Source organism: Streptomyces sp. SCA2-17, assembly GCF_044336695.1.
Map to the genome: position 1 here is coordinate 2,542,567 of NZ_CP117521.1, position 19,252 is coordinate 2,561,818.

The 19,252-nt window shown below is 71.7% G+C and carries 15 protein-coding genes and 1 pseudogene; 6 read left to right on the forward strand and 10 right to left on the reverse strand.

Annotation, left to right across the window (positions count from 1 at the left end; translation table 11 throughout):
• Nucleotides 1-22 precede the first annotated feature (22 nt).
• The 3 genes from PS271_RS11240 to PS271_RS11250 all read left to right on the forward strand — a co-directional run bounded on the left by PS271_RS11240 (nt 23) and on the right by PS271_RS11250 (nt 2,243).
• Nucleotides 23-892, forward strand: a complete 870-nt coding sequence (locus tag PS271_RS11240; protein ID WP_398381818.1) for a helix-turn-helix domain-containing protein — start codon at nt 23-25, stop codon at nt 890-892.
• A 22-nt stretch (nt 893-914) separates the two neighbouring features.
• A complete protein-coding gene (locus tag PS271_RS11245) occupies nt 915-1,112 on the forward strand; it encodes a DUF397 domain-containing protein (protein ID WP_398381819.1) in 198 nt (65 codons plus the stop codon).
• Between the two features lie 615 nt (nt 1,113-1,727).
• Nucleotides 1,728-2,243 carry a DinB family protein gene (locus PS271_RS11250; protein WP_398381820.1) on the forward strand — a complete coding sequence of 172 codons (516 nt, stop codon included), beginning with the start codon at nt 1,728-1,730 and terminating at the stop codon, nt 2,241-2,243.
• A gap of 14 nt (nt 2,244-2,257) precedes the next feature.
• Here the strand turns inward: PS271_RS11250 and sigJ are convergent, their stop codons facing one another.
• Nucleotides 2,258-3,151 carry an RNA polymerase sigma factor SigJ gene (gene sigJ, locus PS271_RS11255; protein WP_398381821.1) on the reverse strand — a complete coding sequence of 298 codons (894 nt, stop codon included), beginning with the start codon at nt 3,149-3,151 and terminating at the stop codon, nt 2,258-2,260.
• Between the two features lie 85 nt (nt 3,152-3,236).
• Here sigJ and PS271_RS11260 point away from each other — a divergent pair, with 85 nt between their 5' ends.
• Nucleotides 3,237-4,013 carry an SDR family oxidoreductase gene (locus PS271_RS11260; protein WP_398386806.1) on the forward strand — a complete coding sequence of 259 codons (777 nt, stop codon included), beginning with the start codon at nt 3,237-3,239 and terminating at the stop codon, nt 4,011-4,013.
• 201 nt (nt 4,014-4,214) lie between these two features.
• Here PS271_RS11260 and PS271_RS11265 read toward each other — a convergent pair.
• A pseudogene (locus tag PS271_RS11265) lies at nt 4,215-4,994 on the reverse strand (serine hydrolase domain-containing protein); the annotation flags it as partial.
• Between the two features lie 64 nt (nt 4,995-5,058).
• On the opposite strand from PS271_RS11265, the gene PS271_RS11270 reads away from it, so the two are divergent.
• A complete protein-coding gene (locus PS271_RS11270; RefSeq protein ID WP_398381822.1) occupies nt 5,059-5,619 on the forward strand; it encodes a YceI family protein in 561 nt (186 codons plus the stop codon).
• On the opposite strand, the gene PS271_RS11275 is transcribed toward PS271_RS11270, so the two are convergent.
• The 8 genes from PS271_RS11275 to PS271_RS11310 form a co-directional block, all read right to left on the reverse strand.
• Entirely contained in the window at nt 5,616-6,077 is a 462-nt protein-coding gene (locus PS271_RS11275) for a carboxymuconolactone decarboxylase family protein (RefSeq protein ID WP_398381823.1), read from the reverse strand. The genes PS271_RS11270 and PS271_RS11275 overlap by 4 nt on opposite strands.
• Nucleotides 6,078-6,253: 176 nt before the next feature.
• The gene (locus tag PS271_RS11280; protein WP_398381824.1) at nt 6,254-7,708 is read right to left on the reverse strand and encodes a serine hydrolase domain-containing protein; all 1,455 of its coding nucleotides are present in this window, start codon (nt 7,706-7,708) and stop codon (nt 6,254-6,256) included.
• A gap of 154 nt (nt 7,709-7,862) precedes the next feature.
• Nucleotides 7,863-9,437 (reverse strand): APC family permease, encoded by a 1,575-nt coding sequence (locus PS271_RS11285; RefSeq protein WP_398381825.1) that lies wholly within the window; start codon nt 9,435-9,437, stop codon nt 7,863-7,865.
• Nucleotides 9,438-9,632: 195 nt separating this feature from the next.
• The gene (locus PS271_RS11290) at nt 9,633-11,417 is read right to left on the reverse strand and encodes an N-acyl-D-amino-acid deacylase family protein (RefSeq protein ID WP_398381826.1); all 1,785 of its coding nucleotides are present in this window, start codon (nt 11,415-11,417) and stop codon (nt 9,633-9,635) included.
• Nucleotides 11,418-11,636: 219 nt separating this feature from the next.
• Entirely contained in the window at nt 11,637-12,758 is a 1,122-nt protein-coding gene (locus PS271_RS11295) for an LLM class flavin-dependent oxidoreductase (protein WP_398381827.1), read from the reverse strand.
• 139 nt (nt 12,759-12,897) lie between these two features.
• Nucleotides 12,898-13,647: an SDR family NAD(P)-dependent oxidoreductase gene (locus PS271_RS11300; protein ID WP_398381828.1), complete on the reverse strand. Its 750-nt coding sequence runs from the start codon at nt 13,645-13,647 to the stop codon at nt 12,898-12,900.
• Between the two features lie 134 nt (nt 13,648-13,781).
• Entirely contained in the window at nt 13,782-14,693 is a 912-nt protein-coding gene (locus PS271_RS11305; protein ID WP_398381829.1) for a TIGR03619 family F420-dependent LLM class oxidoreductase, read from the reverse strand.
• A gap of 61 nt (nt 14,694-14,754) precedes the next feature.
• Nucleotides 14,755-15,981: an amidohydrolase family protein gene (locus PS271_RS11310; protein WP_398381830.1), complete on the reverse strand. Its 1,227-nt coding sequence runs from the start codon at nt 15,979-15,981 to the stop codon at nt 14,755-14,757.
• Nucleotides 15,982-16,145: 164 nt separating this feature from the next.
• Between PS271_RS11310 and afsR the strand changes: the two genes are divergently transcribed.
• Nucleotides 16,146-19,076: an SARP-family global regulator AfsR gene (afsR, locus tag PS271_RS11315; RefSeq protein ID WP_398381831.1), complete on the forward strand. Its 2,931-nt coding sequence runs from the start codon at nt 16,146-16,148 to the stop codon at nt 19,074-19,076.
• Nucleotides 19,077-19,252: the final 176 nt, after the last annotated feature.

Here is a 19,252-nt window from a genome sequence, read left to right on the forward strand (position 1 = left end):
TACACCACCGGGAGGGCTCAGAGTGGCAGCACGACGCGGACCGACGTTCCGTCGGAGGGAGCTGGGCAAGGAGCTCCGCCGCCTGCGGGAGCGGAAGGGGTACAGCACAAAAGAAGCAGCCGCGGCCATCGAGAGCTCAGACACCAAGCTCAACAGGGTCGAGTCCGGCCACAACCAGCTCCCCCGCGTCCGCGACCTGGAAGACCTGCTCGATTTCTACGGCGTCAACGACCCGGACGACCGCGATCAGTTGCTGGCACTCCATCGCGACTCGCTCAGCAAGGACTGGTACAGGCCCTACCAGAACGTCATGCCCTCGGGCACGACGTTGTACGTAGGCTTGGAGGCCGACGCTCACGCGATGCGTGCTTGGCACTCACAGGTAGTCTTCGGCCTCCTCCAAACCGAGGACTACGCTCGCGCTCTGTTTATGAGCGCGAAGCACGTAGAGGAGAGGACAAGCGAGTTCGTTGACCAGTCCATCGCGCTTCGCATGGCGCGCAAGAGCATCCTCACCTGTGACGACCCTGTGGACCTGCGCGTCATTCTGGATGAGGCCGCCCTGCGCCGGGTGGTCGGCAGTCCGGACATCATGCGCGAGCAGTATCTGGAGATCGAGCGCATGGCCGCACTCGATCACGTGACAGTCCAGATCCTCCCGCTGGCTCGCAGTACCTTTCGGGCGACCTGCAACTTCGTGCTCCTGGAGTTCGGCCACGGCCTCGACCCCGTCGTCATGGATGAAGGTTCTGCGGGCACAACGGTGACCGATAGGAAGCGCGAAGTCTGGAAGTACGACCGAAGGTTCGACGCGATGCGCGACGGGGCACTGGCACCGGCCCAAACGGCTGAGTTTCTGCACCGCCTAGCGAGAGAGGTCGAAGACCATTAACACCTACCTCAGGTCCCTCGATGTGGCCGACGAATCAGCCTGGTCCAAGTCCTCGCACAGCAACCAGAACGACGGGGGCACATGCGTATCGGTAGCGATACTCGCCGACCACGTCGGCATACGCGACTCCAAACAGCAAAACGGGCCTGCGCTCATCACCCCCTCCGCGGCGTGGTCGTCCTTCATACGCGAGGTCAAGACCGGCCGGTGGGCGGCGTAATCCCGGCCCGAACATCACCCGGCCCCGAGCCGTACACGGCGTACAAGTGACCGTATGGTCCGGGTCGCCGCGCGTACCCTCGGCTGTGTGCCTCGCCATCCGAAGACGCCCCGCCGACTGGTCGCCGACGGGCGCGAGTTCCTGTGGACGCTCCGCCACAATCACCGGGTGCCGGGCAGGGACCGGTCCGCGGACTGCCGCGAGATCCTCACGCTGTACCCGCAGCCGGCCGGCATCGGAGGCCCGCTGCGCATCGTCTTCGCCGAGGGCCCGGGCCGGTACGTCCCGGGCGGATTCCCCATGGGCTCCGGAGATGTGGGATACGTCCGGGGCGGCTCCCCGAACCTGCACGAACCCGGCGCGGTCCGGTCCCTGCTCGACGCGGCGTTGGCCCGCGGTTGGCCTCCCGGGCCGAGAAGCCAACCGCTCCGCGGCCGTGCGCGGCGTACAAGTGGGCTGAGGGCGTCGGCCACCCGCTGCACCGGCCCCACCCGACCGGCCGCGCTGCACTATCCCCAGCCCCACTTCATCTTCCAGCCGGTGGCGCGCCTAGGCCTTTCCGGCGGCCGAAAACCAGGCGACGCCCGGAGGCCGGGTGCCCTAGCGTCCGCAGGCATGGCGCCTTCACTTGAACGTCCTCCCCTGCACGCCGACGAACGTACCGCGCTCATCGGCTGGCTGGATCTCCAGCGGCAGATCCTGCGATGGAAGTGCGAGGGCCTGAGCGAGGCGGACGCGCACCGATCCGTCATCCCGACCTCGCCGGCGATGACGATGGCCGGGATCATCAGCCATATGCGGTGGACTGAGCACACCTGGCTGGAGGTGCTGTTCCTCGGCGGCGACAAGACGCAGAACCCGTCTTTTGACGAGACGAACGAAGGCGCCGACTGGCGCACCGACGGTGTCCCGCTGAAGCAGCTGCTCGCGGAGTACGAGGCCCAGTGCGCCCGGAGCAACGAGATCGTGGCCGCGGCCTCCCTGGACGACACCGGCCGCCACCCCGGCTACTACTCCGGCGGCGCCAACCTCCGTTGGATGCTCATCCACCTCGTCGAGGAGACCGGACGCCACGCGGGGCACGCGGACATCGTGAGGGAACTCCTCGACGGGGCGAAGGGGTACTACTAGGGCGACGGCCGAGGTCAGGCCTCCAGGGTCGACAAGTCCACCCGTCCCAGCCGTTCCGGGTCGGCCAGGACCTCGATGGTGACGATCTTTCCGGCCACGACGGTGAAGGCCATGACGGACACCGGCTGCTCCCAGTTCTGGGGAACGACCACCACACCCGCGGTGCCGTTGATGAGTGCCGGGCGGACGAACGGAGACAGCTTGCCCCAGGTGGTCGCCTGGGCGGCCACCGTCTTCGCGCCGCGGATGGCGACCGTGAGGGCGGCGCGGCCGGCGCCGCCGTCGGAGCGCAGGAGGACGTCGGGGTCGAGGACGGAGACGAGGGCCTCGAAGTCGCCGTCGCGGGCGGCCGCGAAGAACGCTTCGACCGCGGCGCGCTGGCGGGCGAGGTCGGGGTCGGGTGCCGGGGCCTGGCCCTGGACGCGGCGGCGGGCGCGGCTGGCCAGCTGACGGGTGGCGGCCGAGGTCTTCTCGATCAGCGGGGCGATGTCGTCGAAGGGCACGTGGAACATGTCGTGGAGGACGAACGCGAGCCGCTCCGCGGGGCCCAGTGACTGAAGGACCACGAGCATGGCCAGGCCGACCGAGTCGACGAGCAGCGCCTCCTGCTCCGGGTCGGCGGAGCCCTCCGCGCGGCTGACGACCGGATCGGGGATCCGTATCTCCAGGGGGTCCTCGCGGCGCTGTTCCCTGGACCGCAGCAGGTTCAGGCAGATGCGGCCCACCACCGTGGTCAGCCAGCCGCCGAGGTTCTCGATCTCGGCGGCGTCCGTGCGGTCCAGCCGCAGCCAGGTCTCCTGGACGGCGTCGTCGGCCTCGGCGAGCGAGCCGAGCATCCGGTAGGCGACCGCCCTGAGCCGGGGCCGGTGTTCCTCGAAGCGCGCTGTCACAGAAGTTTTCTCGTCCACCTGTCACATTCCTTTTTCGGTGCGGGTCATAGGAGCAGAGACCGAGGAGATCATCTCCCGGCCGAGCGCATGGGAGGCGCTGAAGATGACCGCGAAGACCGCACCCGTCCTGGTCACCGGTGGTACGGGCACGCTGGGCCGCCTCGTCGTACCGCTCCTGCGGGAGGCCGGCCGCACGGTGCGGGTGCTCAGCCGGCGCGGCGGCGAGCCGGCGGACGGCATCGAGCACGTGACCGCCGACCTGCTCCGGGGCGAGGGCCTCGACGCCGCGCTGGAGGGCGTCGAGACCGTCCTGCACCTCGCGGGCGGCCCCAAGGGCGACGACGAGGCCACGCGCCACCTGATGCGGGCCGCGCAGCGTGCCGGTGTGCAGCACGTGGTGTACATCTCCGTCATCGGGGCGGACAAGCTGCCGCTGGGCTATTTCAAGGCCAAGCTGGGCGCGGAGCAGGCCGTTTCGGAGTCCGGCATTCCGTGGACGACGCTGCGGGCCGCCCAGTTCCACGACCTGGCCCTGACGGTCGTGGAGAAGATGGCGAAGCTGCCCGTGGTGCCCTCGCCGGGCGGCCTCCGCTGGCAGCCGGTCGACGCCCGCGACGTCGCCGCCCGCCTCGTGGAACTGGCCCTCGGCCGGCCGGCGGGCCTCGTGCCCGACCTCATCGGACCGAAGGTGTACGGCCTGGGCGAGCTGAGCCGCGGCTATCTCCAGGCGCGCGGCAAGCACCGGATGCTGCTGCCCGTCCGGATGCCGGGAAAGGTCGGCCGCTCCTACCGCGCGGGCGAGAACCTGACCCTGGAAGGCGCCTCGATCGGCCGGCGGACCTGGGAGGACTTCCTCACGGAGCGGGTGACGGCAGCCTGACACCCGCACCGGCCCCCGGGCCGCCTCGCAGTCCAGCCCGCGAACCATCCCCGCCCTCCGGACTAGCGCCCGGGCTTCGGCCCTCACCCGCGGCCGGCACCGCCACCGGCGCCCGCGCCACCACCCCCACCGCACCGCTCCCCCCCTCAAGTGATCGATGGCCATCCGGTCCGTCGCGTCCGCCGCCCCGCCCAAGCGGTGGACGAGGATCCAGCGGCCGTCCGGGAGGGCGCCCGCGAAGACCGAGGCGTTGCGGGTGGCGCCGTTGTGCCAGATCAGTTCGCCCGCCCGCTGCCACGCCGGGGCCGGGTCCCCCAGGGCACGCTCCACCACCAGGCCGGTGAGGACGCGGGCCGCCGCCCGCGGGGTCGCCCACAGGCCGCCCGCGGGAAGGATCGCGCCGGTCATCGTCCACGGCCGGAGCCGGCGGCCGAAGATCCCGGACGGGACCAGGCTCCGGTCCGGCGGGGGCTGATGAGTGACCTCCTCCCGTATGCCCAGCGGGCGCAGTACGTGCTCCGCCAGCAGCTCCATGTACGGCGCACCCGCCGCGGATGACAGCGCCGCGCCCAGCACCGCATATCCGAGGTTGGAATACTCCTCCGTCTCTCCCGGAGCAGCGACCGCGAGGGTGCGCAGCCCGGCGGCCAGCAATTCCCGCAGCGCCTGGTCGGTGAACGGGCGGTACGGGTCCGAGCGCTTCGCCCCCGGCAGCGGCGGTGGCAGGCGGGGCAGGCCCGAGGTGTGCTCCTGCAATTGCTGCAACGTGATGCCCGTTCCCGCCGGCGTCGCCAGCCACCGCTCCACGGGATCGTCCACGGAGACGACGCCCTGTGCCGCCAGCCGCATCAGCAGCGTCCCGGTCAGCACCTTGGTCAGGGACCCGATTTCGACGAAGGCGTCCGGGTCGTGGCCACGGCCGGTGTGGGGCGCGCAGAGGCCGTCGCTGCCCAGGACGCACGAAGGCGCAGAGAACTCCATGGCGACCTATCCTGACGGAAGGGGTAGGTCCGAAGGGGCGCGGAGCCCCTGCCCGGGAGGTGCCATGGGCGTCACCAGATGGTTCTTCGAACCCGGCCACACCGGCGCCGAATTCCGTGCCAGGCACATGATGGTCACCTATGTGCGCGGGCAGCTGAAGAACGTGCGCGGCTCGCTGGAGGTCGACCCCGACGATCCGGAGAAGGCCCGCGTGGAGGCCACCGTCGACGCGACCCACGTGTACACCGGCCAGGAACAACGCGACGCCCACCTCCGCAGCGCGGATTTCTTCGACTGCGACACCCACCCGGAATGGACCTTCACCGGGACGGCCGTCCACCAGGCGAGCCCGACCGAGTTCGAGGTCACCGGCGACCTCACCATCCGCGGCACGACCCGCCCCGTGACGTTCGACGTCACCTACCTCGGGCAGTGGGACACCCCCTGGTGGGAGGACGGCCGCGACGCCGGCCCCCGGCGGAGGGCCGGATTCACCGCCACGACCCGGATCAACCGCCAGGACTTCGGCGTGAGCTGGAACGACGTGGTCGACCGGGGCGGTGTCGTCGTCGGCGACATGATCGACGTCACGGTTGATGTCGAGGCCGTCCTGGACAAGGCCTAGCCCCAGGTCGTCCCCGCCGGCTCCTCCACCGTCGTGTTCAGGCGGTTGAAGAGGTTCGTCGTGGCGACCATGAGGATGATCGCGGCCAGCTCCTTCTCGTCGAAGTAGTCGGCGGCCGCATCCCATATCTCGTCCGGCACGGCCTTGCCCGAATGGTCGGCGAGCCGCGTGGCCGCCTCGGTCAGGGCCAGCGCGGCACGCTCCGCGTCGCTGAAGAACGGGGCCTCCTGCCACGCGGCGACCATGTGCAGCCGGTCATCGCTCATCCCCGCCTTCTTCGCGCTCGCCACGCCCCCGTACACACAGGCGCTGCAGCCGTTGATCTGGCTGGCCCGCAGGTGGACCAGCTCCAGGAGCTCCTGGGAGACCCCGCCCTGCCGCACGGCCCCGAGGAGGTGCTGGATGCCCTTCATGGCATCGGGCAGGACCATCGCGGGGTTCTTCATCCGAGCAGTCATGATCAAATCCTCCGTGTCCCGTCGGCGGCGTGCTTACCCTCCGCCGCCGTCCTTGCTTCCCTCACTTCCATGACGGATCGGACCGGTGGAATGTGACAACTCCAGCGAGAAACCCGCGCCCGCTCCCCCACCCGCACTCGCACCCCCACCCCTGCCGCCCCCGGCCGACCGCCCTCCTAGGCGACCTTGGGCCCGCAGCGCATGCCGATGTAGACGCAAGCCGTGCCGTCCTCCAGCGTGGAGAAGACCACGGGCATGTAGTCCTCGCTGAACGCCGCGCCCACCCCGGTACCGGCGAAGACCGTCTCCGTCACCGGCACCAGGTCGATGTCCAGGGGCTCGGAGAAGTCCTTCATCCCGTCGACGAACTCGTACACCGCGTGGCCCGCACCATCCCGCTCGGTCACGGTGATGACCACGCCCTCGCGCCGGTACGTGCCGACGAGCGGCGCGAAGTCGACCACGGGCGGCTGGGCCGGCGGCGCGAAGGGCTCCGGCATCGTCACCCCGGCCAGCTCGGCGAGGATTTCCCGGTAGAGCGCCGCGTACAGTTCGCGCGCACCGCCGCCGTTGGTGAGCAGCACGACCGCGACGCCCGCCGACGGCACCACGCGCAGATAGCCGTACTGCCCGATCGAGGCGCCGTCGTGCCCGTATCCCTGGACGCCGTTCCAGTCGTACAGGGTCCAGCCCAGGCCCCAGCCGTCCGCGCTGACGGTCCACTTGTCGGGGGAGTCGACCACGCGCTGCTGCATCAGGGCGACCGTCTCCTCGGAGAGCACGCGTGTGCCGTCCTGCGCCACACCGCCGCTGAGGTGCATCTGCGCGAGCCGCGCGACGTCCCCCGCCGTGGCGATGACCCGGCCGTAGGGGCCCGCCGAGCGCGGCATCAGGTCCCAGGACGGTGCCGGGTCGGGGTCCTGGCCCGGCTCGCCCAGGTGCCCCATCGCCGCACGGAACCGCAGCGCCTCCTCGGGAAGCGTCATCGTGTGCGTGAGGCCGAGCGGCGTGAGGAGCAGGTCCTTCAGGGCCTCGTCCCAGACCTGGCCCGTCACCACCTCGACGATCCGGCCGAGCACGTTGTACCCGACGCTGCTGTACGAAATCGCGGTGCCGGGCGGGCAGTCGAGCGCCACGTCCTTCGCCGCCTCGACGTATTTGGCGAGGCAGTCGTCGCCGCGCCCGCTGTCGTAAGTGAAGTCGCAGGTGAGGCCACTGGTGTGGCTGAGCAACTGGCGCGTCGTGATCGCCCTGGTGGCCTCGGCGTCGGCGACCGAGAACTCCGGCAGCACGTCAACGACCGGCGCGTCCAGGTCCAGCCGGCCCGATTCGGCGAGCCGCATGATCAGGGTGGCGGTGTAGATCTTGGCGATCGACCCCATCTGGAAGACCGAGTCGGTCGTCGCCGTCACTCCCGTACCGCGGTGGAGGACGCCACTGGCCAACTCGTGGACGGTTCCGTCCACGAGGATCGCGAGGGACGCGGCCGGGACGTGGTGCTCGGCCCGCAGGACGTCGAGGCGGTTCTGCCAGTGGGCGAGGTCCAGCGCCCTGCCCGCCGAGTCCCTGGTCCCCCACTCGCCCTTGGCTTCCCAGTTGCCCTGTGCGTCCCAGCTCACGTTCTTCGCCATGCCAGCTCCCACCCCGTTGCGTACGATGCTCTCTCGTTGCGAACACTGTACGCAGAACCGAACGGTGTACGCAAGGTGCGCACGATGTGCGGGCACAGTTACCCACGGCGCCCGCACGATGTGCGGGCGCCGTGGGTAACCGCTCGCGCAGGCCCTACCCCTCCACCACCAACGCCGGCGTCGACCGCGTCAGCACCTCGCCCCGGAAGAACGCCGGGCTGCGCCGTTGCATCGCCAGCATCAGCACGACGCCCACCACCAGCAGCCCCACGCCGATCACGAAGACCGAGCCGACGCCCAGCACTGCGCTGCCGCTCCCGTAGGACGGGTCCCACATGTCGTACAGCGTCTTGCCGAACACGGCCGCCAGCAGGACCCCGCCCAGCACCGGGAACACGCCCTTGAAGAGGGCGTCCCGCACCGAGCGCCGCAGTTCGCCGCGGAAGTACCACGCGCACGCGAACGCCGTGATCGAGTAGTAGAAGCAGATCATCAGGCCCAGGGCGTAGATCGTGTCGATGAGGACGTTCTCGCTGAGGAAGCTCATGACCGCGTAGAAGACGCCGGTGGCGATGCCGGCGGCGACCGTGGCCCGGCCCGGGGACCTGAAGCGCGGGTGGATGCGGGCGAAGGACGGCGGGAGGGCTTCGTAGGCGCTCATGGCCAGCACCGTGCGGGCGACGGGCAGGAACGTCGTCTGGAGGCTGGCGGCGGCCGAGGCCAGGACGGCCACGAACAGCAGCACGCCCAGGGCCGTGCCCATGACCGGGTCGGCGAGCGCGGCGAAGACGTTGCCCGCCGTGTCGGGGTTACCGAGGCCGGTGCCCTCCTCGCCGGTGCCGGCGAACATCTGGGCGGCGATGCCGGTCAGCAGGTACGAACCGACGAGGACGACCATGGCGAGGAGCGCGGCCCGGCCGGGGGTCTTCGCGCTGCCCTGCGTCTCCTCGTTGACGGTCAGGCACGCGTCCCAGCCCCAGAACATGAAGATGGACAGCGAGAGCCCCGCCGTGAAAGCCGCGAAGGACTGGACGGCGAAGGGGTTCAGCCAGGTCCACGAGAAGCCGATGGAGCCGGGCAGGTCGCCCGAGCGGGCCTTGGTCAGGGCCATCGCCACGAAGACGGCCAGGACGGCGAGTTGCAGGGCGACCAGCGCGTACTGCACGCCCTTCGTCGCGGTCATGCCCCGGTAGCTGATGGCCGTCGCCACGGCGATGAAGGCGAGGCACGTCGCCACGTGCACGGGGCGGTTGCCGTCCAGGGCGGCCACGGCGTCGCTGCCCGTGAGCTGCCCGAGGAGGAGGTAGAAGAAGGACGTCGCCACGCCCGCGAGGTTCGACAGGACGATGATCGTGGCGATCACGAGACCCCAGCCGCACATCCAGCCGACGCGCGGCCCGAACGCCTGCACCGTCCACGTGAAGGACGTGCCGCAGTCGGGGACGGCCTTGTTCAGCTCCCGGTACGCGAAGGCGACCAGCAGCATCGGCAGGAAGCCCGCGAGGAAGACGGCGGGCATCTGGACGCCGACCTGGCCCGCGGTGGGACCGAGGGTGGAGGTCAGGCAGTAGACGGGAGCGACGGTGGAGATGCCGATGACAGCGCTGCCCAGGAGGCCCACGGAGTTGCCGCTGAGGCCCTTGCCCTTGCCGGGCCTGCCGGAACGCCGCCCCTCGGCGACGCTCACTACCGTGTCTCCGGCCTGAGGCCGCGGGTCTGCCTGAACCATGGGCAGGACGGTAGGGGGTGCTGTTTCCGCATCCGGAGTCTTCGAGTCCAGAATCTGGACCTTGAACTTCCTGCCACTACGGGTGAGTTGACCTGGCAAACGAAGGACTTTCACGCGTTACGACCGGTAACAGCAAGGCCGTCCGGGGCTTCCCCTGCACTGCGAGAACCGAAGCCCCATCCCATTTGTCCGCATTCAGAATTTTCCGGTCCGGAAATTTCCCGTCCCGACCGTCTCCGTGTCCCTCCCCGACCGCAGCACCGTCCCCGGCAGCGCCCCCGTCATCACGTCGTGCCGCACCGTCTCCACGCCGTTGACCCGTACGCTCACCACGCCCACCGCCCGCGAGTCCAGCCGCGGCCCGTCGCCCGGCAGGTCGTGGACGAGCGTGGCCGGGCCGGCGTCGATGCGGCCGGGGTCGAAGAGGACGAGGTCGGCCGCGTACCCCTCGGCGATGCGGCCGCGGCCGCGCAGGCCGAACAGCCGCGCCGGGTCGTCCGTCAGCATCTGCACAGCGCGCTCGACCGGCACCAGCTTGCGGCCCCGCAGGCAGTCGCCGAGGAAGCGCGTCGTGTACGGAGCGCCGCACATCCGGTCCAGGTGCGCCCCCGCGTCGGAGCCGCCCAGCAGCACGTCGGGGTGCTCCCACGTGCTCCGGCGCAGCTCCCAGCTGGCGGGGTCGTTGTCCCTGGGCATCGGCCACAGGACGGTGCGCAGTTCGTCGGCCGCGCAGATCTCCACCAGGCACGCGAAGGGGTCCAGGCCGCGCTCGGCGGCGATGTCGGCCACCACCCGGCCGGTCAGGCCGTCGTTCTCCTTCGCGTACGTGTCACCGATCACGTAGTGCGCGAAGTCGGCCAGGCGGCGGAAGACGCCCGCCTCGGGGCTGCGGGCGCGGCGCAGCATGTCGGCCTGGACGGCCGTGTCGCGCAGGGCGGTGATGCGGTGGGGCACGGGCAGGGAGAGGATTTCGCCCCAGCCGGGGATGAGGTTCAGTGCGCAGAAGGTGCCCAGGGACATGTTCATGGGCGTGAGGATGGGCATCGTCAGGGCGACGATCCGGCCGCCCGCGGCGCGGGCCCGCTCGCTCGCGGCGAGCTGGCGGGGCACGCGGCCGGGCTCTGCGGCGTCGATGGTGAGGACGTTCCAGTTGAGGGGGCGGCCGGCGGCCGCGCTCATGTCCGTCAGCAGGTCGATCTCGTCGTCGTCGAAGCGGTCGAGGCAGCCCGCGACGATCGCCTCGATCTGGGTGCCCTCGTGCTCGCCGACGGCCGCCGCGAGCGCGAGCAGTTCGGCGGGCCGCGCGTGCCGGGAGGCCACGGGGCGGCCGTCCCCGTCGGAGTGGGTGGACGACTGCGTGGTGGACAGGCCCCAGGCGCCCGCCTCCATGGCCTCGTGCAGGAGGTCCGTCATGCGCCGCAGCTGCCCCGCGTCGGGCTGCCCGCCGACGGCGTCCGGGCCCATCGCGCAGCGGCGCAGGGCGCAGTGCCCGGCCATGAACCCGGCGTTGACGGCGATCCGCCCGTCCAGCGCGCCCAGGTACTCCCCGAAGGACGACCAGTTCCAGGGCGCGCCCTCCTCCAGGGCGGCGAGCGACATGCCCTCGACCTTGCTCAGCATGCGCCGCGTGTAGTCGGCGTCGGCGGGCCGGCCGGGGTGCAGGGGCGCGAGGCTGAAGCCGCAGTTGCCGCCGACGACCGTGGTGACGCCGTGGCTCAGGGACGGGGTCGCGTACGGGTCCCAGAAGAGCTGGGCGTCGTAGTGGGTGTGCGGGTCGACGAAGCCGGGCGCGAGGACGAGGCCGGAGGCGTCCTCCTCGGTGCGGGCCCGCTCCCCCACCCGGCCGCCGGCCTGCACCGGGGACGGCGAGCGGCGGCGGATCAGGGCTATGCGCCCGTCCCGGATGCCGATGTCAGCGGCGTACGAGGGGGCCCCGGTGCCGTCGATGACGGTGGCGCGTCTGATGAGGTGGTCGAGCATGGTCGGTGTCACCTTCTCCAGAAGAGATCCCCGTGCCGCCGCCGCAACGGCGGATCAGCACCACGGCGAGAGCCCGGCGGCATCACGGACCACCGGAGCGACGCACACTCGGCGAACCGCCGGAGGCCGGGGCGGCGGATCCGGGAAGACGCCGCCCCGGTGCACGAGGGAGGGCCCGGACAGGCACCCTCCGGCCCTCGGTCCGCCCTCGGTCCGCCCTCAGCCCGCCCGCCGCATGCGCGTCGTACGGTGCACCGGATCCGTGTCGATCTTCGGGATGACGTGCTCCCCGATCAGCCGGATCGTCCGCATCGTGTCCTCGTACGGCACGCCGACCGGCAGCCCGAACGACAACTGGTCCGCGCCCGCCTGCTCCCACCGCTTGCACTGCCGGAACACCTCGTCCGGGTCGCCGCAGATCATCAGCTCTTCGGCGATGAGGAGCTCGATGACCTCCTCGGTGTACTCGGGCAGGAGTTCCGGCCAGCGCGGTATGCCCTCGGGGCGGGGGAAGGTGTCGTGGTAGCGGAAGAGCAGCGACTGGAGGTAGTGCAGCCCGCCCGCGGCCGCGATCTCCACCGCCTTCTCGTGCGTCTCCGCGCAGATGGCGGTGGAGGTGACCATGACGTTGTCGTTGACGTACGCGCCCACGGGCTCGGCGCCCGCGATCGCCGTCTTGTACGAGTCGACGACCCACTCCATGTCGGCGACCTTCTGCACGCTGAAGCCCAGGACGCCGAGCCCCTTGCGCGCGGCCATCGCGTACGAGGAGGGCGACCCGGCCGCGTACCACATGGGCGGGTGCGCGGGCCCGTACGGCTTGGGGAGCACCTTGCGCGGCGGCAGGGACCAGTGTTTCCCCTCGAAGCCGGGGTACTCCTCCTGGAGCCACATCCGGGGGAACTCGGCGATCGTCTCCTCCCAGATCTCCTTGGTGCGGTCCATGTCGGTGATGCCCGGCAGGAACCCGAGGATCTCGTGGCTGCCCGCGCCCCGCCCGGTGCCGAACTCGAAGCGGCCGCGGGAGAGGTGGTCGAGCATGGCGGCCTTCTCGGCGACCTTGACCGGGTGGTTGACCTGCGGCAGCGGGTTGAAGATGCCGGAGCCGAGGTGGATGCGGTCGGTCGCGTGCGCGAGGTAGCCGAGGAAGACGTCGTTGGCGGAGAGGTGCGAGTACTCGTCCAGGAAGTGGTGCTCGGAGGCCCAGGCGTACTTGAAGCCCGACTTGTCGGCCTGGATGACGTACTCGGTCTCCTCCATCAGCGCGTGGTGCTCGGCCCGGGGATCGTCCCGCCGCCGGCTCGCCGGAACGTATCCCTGCACGAAGATCCCGAATTCCACGGCGGTTCACCGTCCGTCCGTTCAGGTTTCCGAATTCTGACGCACCGTCAGATCGCTGGCTGCTGAGACTCTGGCACCGGCCTCCGGCAACGTCAAGACGACGGCGGACCATGAGGCCCGCGCAGCCGGACTCCGGACCTCAGCCGAGCACCGGGACCCCCGCCAGCCACCCCCCGTCCACCACGAAATGCTGCCCCGTCACGTACGAGGAGTCCTCCGCCGTCAGGTACAGCGCCATCCGCGCCACCTCCTCCGCGCTCCCGGTCCGGCGCAGGGGCACCAGCGTGCGGCAGAGCAGGGCGGCCCGCTCCTGGTCGATCATCGGGGTGTCGACCGCGCCCGGGCAGACGGCGTTGACCCGTACGCCCTGCCCCGCCAGCTCCAGGGCGGCCACCCGCGTCATGGCGAGGACGGCCCCCTTCGACGCCGCGTAGGAGGTGAGGGAGTCCATGCCCGCGAGAGCGGCGTACGAGGAGATGTTGACGATGGTGCCGCCGCCCGCCGCGGCCAGCTCCGGGGCGGCAGCGCGCATGCCGAGGAACGTGCCCAGCTGGTTGACCCGGCACACCTCCGCGAACTCCTGCGGGGACGTGTCCACCAGCCGCGTCCGGCGCAGGATGCCGGCGTTGTTGACGAGGCCGTCGAGCGAGCCGAAGGCCTCCTTGGCGACCGCCACGGCCGCCGCCCAGTCGGCCTCCTCACCGACGTCGAGATGGACGTACACCGCGGCCTCGGGCCCCAGCTCCTTCGCCACGGCGCCGCCCTGCTCGTCCAGGACGTCCGCCAGGACGACCTTCGCGCCCTCCGCGGCGAACAGCCGCGCCTCCTGCTCGCCCTGTCCGCGCGCCGCGCCCGTGACGAGCACGACCCGGCCGTCGAGCTTGCCCATGAGGTTCCCTTCTGTCGTCTGCTGCCCGCCGTTCACCGCACGCCGTAAATCGCTCACTCCACTCCGTACGGCTCACCGCACGCCCTAGGCCGCTCACTCCACTCCGTACGCCGAAGGGGCCTCGGCCCGCCGCCCTATCCGGCGAGAAGCGGAGCCACGAACTCCGCGAACGCTTCCATCTGATCGAGGAGTTCGGACGCGTCACGCGAGCGGAACCGCACCTGGATCTGATCCGCGCCCATCGCCCGGTAGGCCCGCAGGGACTCGGCGAGCGCCTCCGGTGCACCGGTCAGGGTCCGGCCCCCGGTGTCCCAGGCCGGGCTCCCGACGTACAGCGGCTCGGAGATCGCCCCGACCGCGAAGGGCCCGTCCCTGCCGGCCTCCTCGCGCAGCCGCCGCAGCTCGGCGACGCGCTGCGGCAGCTCGTCGCGGCGGTCGCCCTGGGACAGCCAGCCGTCGCCCCGGAGCGCCGCCCGGCGCAGCGCCGGCGGCGAGGAGCCGCCGACCCACAGGGGCGGGCGCGGCGTACGGACCGGCCGGGGCGCCTGGCCGAGCCCGCGGAAGGAGAAGCGGCGTCCGCTGTACTGCGGGTACTCGGAGGGCCCGAGCGCCTCCTTGAGCGCGTCGATCGTCTCGTCCAGGATCGCGCCGCGCCGCCCGAAGTCGACGCCCAGCGCCTCGAACTCCTCCCGGACGTGCCCGGCCCCGACCCCGAGGACGAGCCGCCCCTCCGCGAGCCGGTCGACGGTCGCGTACTGCTTGGCGAGCGCGAGCGGGTGCCGCAGCGCCGCCACGGCGACGTGGCTGAGCAGCAGGACGCGCTCGGTGACTGCGGCGAGGTGGGCGAGGGTGGCCACCGGGTCGTACCAGACGGTGCCCATGGCGGCGGCCAGCCGGGCAGGGACGGCGACGTGGTCGCACGTGGCGACGTAGGCGAAGCCGAGCCGGTCGGCCGCGCGGGCGACCCGCCGCAGCCCGGCGGGGCCCGCCTCGACCTCCCAGGGCTCGGCGTAGAGGGTGCTGAGGGAGGTGATGGGGAGCTGCATGCCGTAGGAGAGGCGGCCGGCGGGGAGGACGCGCAGGCCCTCCCTCGGAACCGCCCATGGTTCATCCGGCGGCATGCGCCCACAGCCCGTCGTCCGTGAGCCCGAGCAGCTCGATCGCGTTACCGCGGACGATGCGCTCGACCACGTCCGGCGGCAGGTGCCCCATCTGCTGCTCGGCGACCTCCTTGGAGCGCGGCCAGGTGGAGTCGGAGTGCGGGTAGTCGGTCTCGTAGAGGACGTTGCCGGCGCCGATCGCGTCGAGGCTGCGCAGCCCGAAGGCGTCGTCGAAGAAGCAGCCGTGGACGTGCTCGGCGAACAGCTCGGACGGCGGCCGCAGGACCTTGTCCGCGACGCCGCCCCAGGCGCGGTTCTGCTCCCAGGCGACGTCCGCGCGTTCCAGGACGTAGGGGATCCAGCCGATCTGCCCCTCGGCGTACATGATGTGCAGCTCCGGGAAGCGCTCGAAGGCGCCGGACATCAGCCAGTCGACGAGTGAGAAGCAGCAGTTGGCGAAGGTGATGACGGAGCCGACGGCGGGCGGCGCGTCGGCCGAGGTGGACGGCATGCGCGAGGAGGAGCCGATGTGCATGGCGATGACGGTGCGGGTCTCGGCGCAGGCCCGCAGGAAGGGGTCCCAGGCGTCGGTGTGGACGGAGGGCAGGCCGAGGTGCGGGGGGATCTCGGAGAAGCAGACGGCGCGCACGCCGCGTGCGGCGTTGCGGCGCACCTCGGCAGCGGCCAGCACGGCGTCCCACAGAGGGACGATGCAGAGGGGGATGAGGCGGCCGTGCGCCTGCGGGCCGCACCACTCCTCCACCATCCAGTCGTTGTACGCGCGCACGCCGAGGAGGGCGAGTTCGCGGTCCTTCGCCTCGGTGAAGGTCTGCCCGCAGAAGCGCGGGAAAGTGGGGAAGCACAGGGCGGACTGGACGTGATTACGGTCCATATCGGCCAGCCGTTCCGGGACGCTGAAGGAGCCGGGCCGCATCTGTTCGTACGTGATGCCCTCCAGTCTGACGTCGTCCCTGGAGTATCCGACGGCGGTATCCAGCCGCGTGAGCGGACGGTGCAAATCCTCATAGATCCACCAGTCGGCCTCCGGGCCGCCGTCGCCCGGGCCGCCCATGACGGGAGTGAACCTTCCGCCGACGAAGGTCAGTTCCTTCACCGGCGCGCGCACGATCCGCGGCCCGACGTCGCGGAACTTCGCCGGTAGCCGGTCCGACCAGACGTGAGGAGGCTCGACCGTGTGATCGTCCACCGAGATGATGCGGGGGATGCTCTCCATGGCTGACACGTTAGCGACGATCTGACGGCTCGTCAGTACCCGGTGGGGACAGGGGTGAGGCGGTCTCTGGCGGGCCTTGTGGAGAGGCCGGACCCCTGCTGACGCAGAGCCCCCGGACAAGGCAGACTGGCCGTGCGACCGAGCGGGACAAGCAGGGGGTCACCATGGCCGGCGATACAGGGCACGGGCAGCAGCTCCGATTCACCGTGCTCGGGCCCGTCCGGGCCCGCCGCGGCAGGGAACTGCTGAACACCGGATCGCCGCAGCAGAGGGCGCTCCTCGCCGCCCTGCTGCTGCGCGGCGGCCGGACCGCCACCGCGCCCGAGCTGGTGGACGCACTCTGGGGCGACGAACCGCCGCACGCCGCCCTCGCCGCGCTGCGCACGTACGCCTCACGGCTGCGCAAGGCCTTCGGCCGGGACGCCGACGTCCTGGTCAGCGAGTCCGGTGGCTATGCCGTCCGGGTCGGCTTCGGCTGCCTGGACATCGACCGGGCCGAGCACCTCGTGGCCGAGGCGGAGAAGACGCGTGCCTCCGGCGACCGCCACCGCGCCCGCGACCTCATCAACGAGGTCCTCGGGCTGTGGGACGGCGAGCCGCTGGCCGGTCTGCCCGGCCCGTACGCGGAGACGCAGCGCACGCGGCTGGAGGAGTGGCGGCTGTCGCTCATCGAGACCCGGCTGGACCTGGACCTGGAGGTGGGCAGCCACGCCGAGGCGGTCTCGGAGCTGACGGCCCTGACCGCCGCCCACCCGCTGCGCGAGCGGCTGCGCGAGCTGCTGATGCTCGCCCTCTACCGCAGCGGCCGGCAGGCCGAGGCCCTCGCCGTCTACGCCGACACGCGCCGCCTGCTCGCCGACGAGCTGGGCGTCGACCCGTGCCCCGAGCTCTCCGAGCTCCAGCAGCGCATCCTCAACGCCGACGCCGACCTCGCCCTGCCCTTCGTCCCGGACGACCGGCCGTACGCCGGGCCCGCCTTCATCCGCCCTGCTCAGCTGCCCGCGACGGTCTCCGACTTCACCGGGCGCGCCGCCTTCGTGGACGAGCTGGGCGACCAGCTCGCGACGTGCGACGGCCGCGTGATGGCCGTGTCGGCGGTCGCCGGCATCGGCGGTGTCGGCAAGACGACGCTGGCGGTGCACGTCGCGCACGCCGCGCGGCACCACTTCCCGGACGGTCAGCTGTACGTGGACCTGCAAGGCACCGGCCCGCTGCCCGCCGAGCCGGAAGCAGTGCTCGGATCGTTCCTGCGGGCGCTCGGAATTCCGGATTCCGCTATTCCGGAGGGGGTGCAGGAGCGGTCCGCGCTCTTCCGCTCCACCCTCGACGGCCGCCGCGTCCTCGCCCTGCTGGACAACGCCCGGGACGCCGCCCAGGTCCGCCCGCTGCTGCCCGGCACGGAGGGCTGCGCGGCCCTCGTCACGAGCCGGGCCCGCATGGTGGGCCTCGCCGGGGCCCACCTCGTCGACCTGGACGTGATGAGCCCGGACGAGGCGCTGGTGCTGTTCACCCGCATCGTCGGCACCGAGCGCGTGGAGGCCGAGCGGGACGCGGCGATGGACGTCGTCGCGGCGTGCGGCTTCCTGCCGCTCGCCATCCGCATCGCCGCCTCCCGCCTCGCCGCCCGCCGCACGTGGACGGTGTCGGTGCTGGCCCGCAAGCTCGGCGACGAGCGGCGCCGCCTCGACGAACTGCGCGCCGGCGACCTCGCCGTCACGGCCACCTTCGAGCTGGGCTACGGACAGCTGGAGCCGGGCCAGGCCCGCGCCTTCCGGCTGCTGGGCCTGGCGGACGGCCCGGACATCTCGCTGGCAGCCGCCGCGGCCGTCCTGGACCTGGACGCGGACGCCACCGAGGAGCTGCTGGAGTCCCTCGTCGACACGTCCCTGCTGGAGTCCGCCGCACCCGGCCGGTACCGCTACCACGACCTCGTACGCCTCTACGCGCGTGCATGCGCGGAGCGGGACGAAGAGCCGCCCGCGGAGCGCGAGGCCGCCCTCTCGCGGCTCCTGGACTTCTACCTGGCGACGGCCGCCGGCGTGTACGTCCTGGAACGGCCCGGCGACCAGCTCCTCGCCCACCTGACGCCGACCACCCACCCCGGGCTCGTGTTCACCGACCGGGCCGCGGCCGGCGACTGGCTCTTCGCCGAGGCCGGCTGCCTGCTGGCCTGCGTCCGCCGGCACGCGTCCGCCACCGGCGGCACCCTGCGCCGCGCCGTCGACCTCCTGCTGGCCGCCAAGGACCTCGCGGAGTCCGGCGCCGACTTCAGGCTCTACGAGCAGGCCGCCACGGCCCTCCTGGCCGCCGCGCAGGAGGCCGGGGACGCCCGGGCCGAGGGCCGCGCCCGGACCGTCCTCACGCACGTGAACAGCCTCGCGGGCCGCTTCGCCCAGGCCGACGAGCACGCCCTGCACGCCGTCCTCCTCGGCCGCGCCACGGAGGACCCCATCCCGTGCGGGTACGCCTCCAACAACCGCGGCATCGTCGCCATCTACCAGCACCGCTACGAGGACGCCGAGGCGTACATCGGCCAGGCTCTGGAGTGCTTCCGTGAGGACGGCAACCGCCCGTGCGAGGCGACCGCGCTCAGCAACCTGGCGCGGGTCCACCTCGACACCGGGCGCTCCGCCTCGGCCGTCGAGCTCGCCGAGCAGGCCATCGGCATCTTCCGGGAGATCAACGTCAGCTGGCGGATCGCGAACGGCCTCTACACGTACGGGCTGGCGCTCACCCGGGCACGGCGGTACGAGGACGCGCTGCGGCAGCTGAACGAGGCCATGCCGATCTTCACCGACAACCGGCAGCGGCTGTGGGAGGGCATGACCCACTACCGGATGGCCGAGGTCCACCTCCTGGCCGGGCGGCCGACGGCCGCCGCCCACCACGCCGAGCAGGCGCTGAAGCTCCGCGGCATCGGCGGGGAGTGGCGGCGCAGCAACGTCCTGACCGTCCTCGGGCGCTCACTGGACGCGCTGGGGCAGCCGGGCCGGGCGCGCGCGTGCTGGACGGAGGCACTGGCCGTCTACGAGCAGCTGGGCTCTCCTGAGGCGGAAGAGGTGCGGAGTCTGCTGTCGGTGGTGCAGGCGGCGTAGACCCGGCGGCCCGTGGGTGGAACTCCGCGCTCCGGGGTAGCGGACAGGTAGCGGGCGGCAGGACACGAAGCGGAATCCCGCATTTCGCAGTGCTGTGCGACACAGGGCGCGTCCTTTCGGATGCCCTTCCGGATACCCATCGGGGTGTCGTTCCGGAGTCGCCGCCGGAGCCGTAG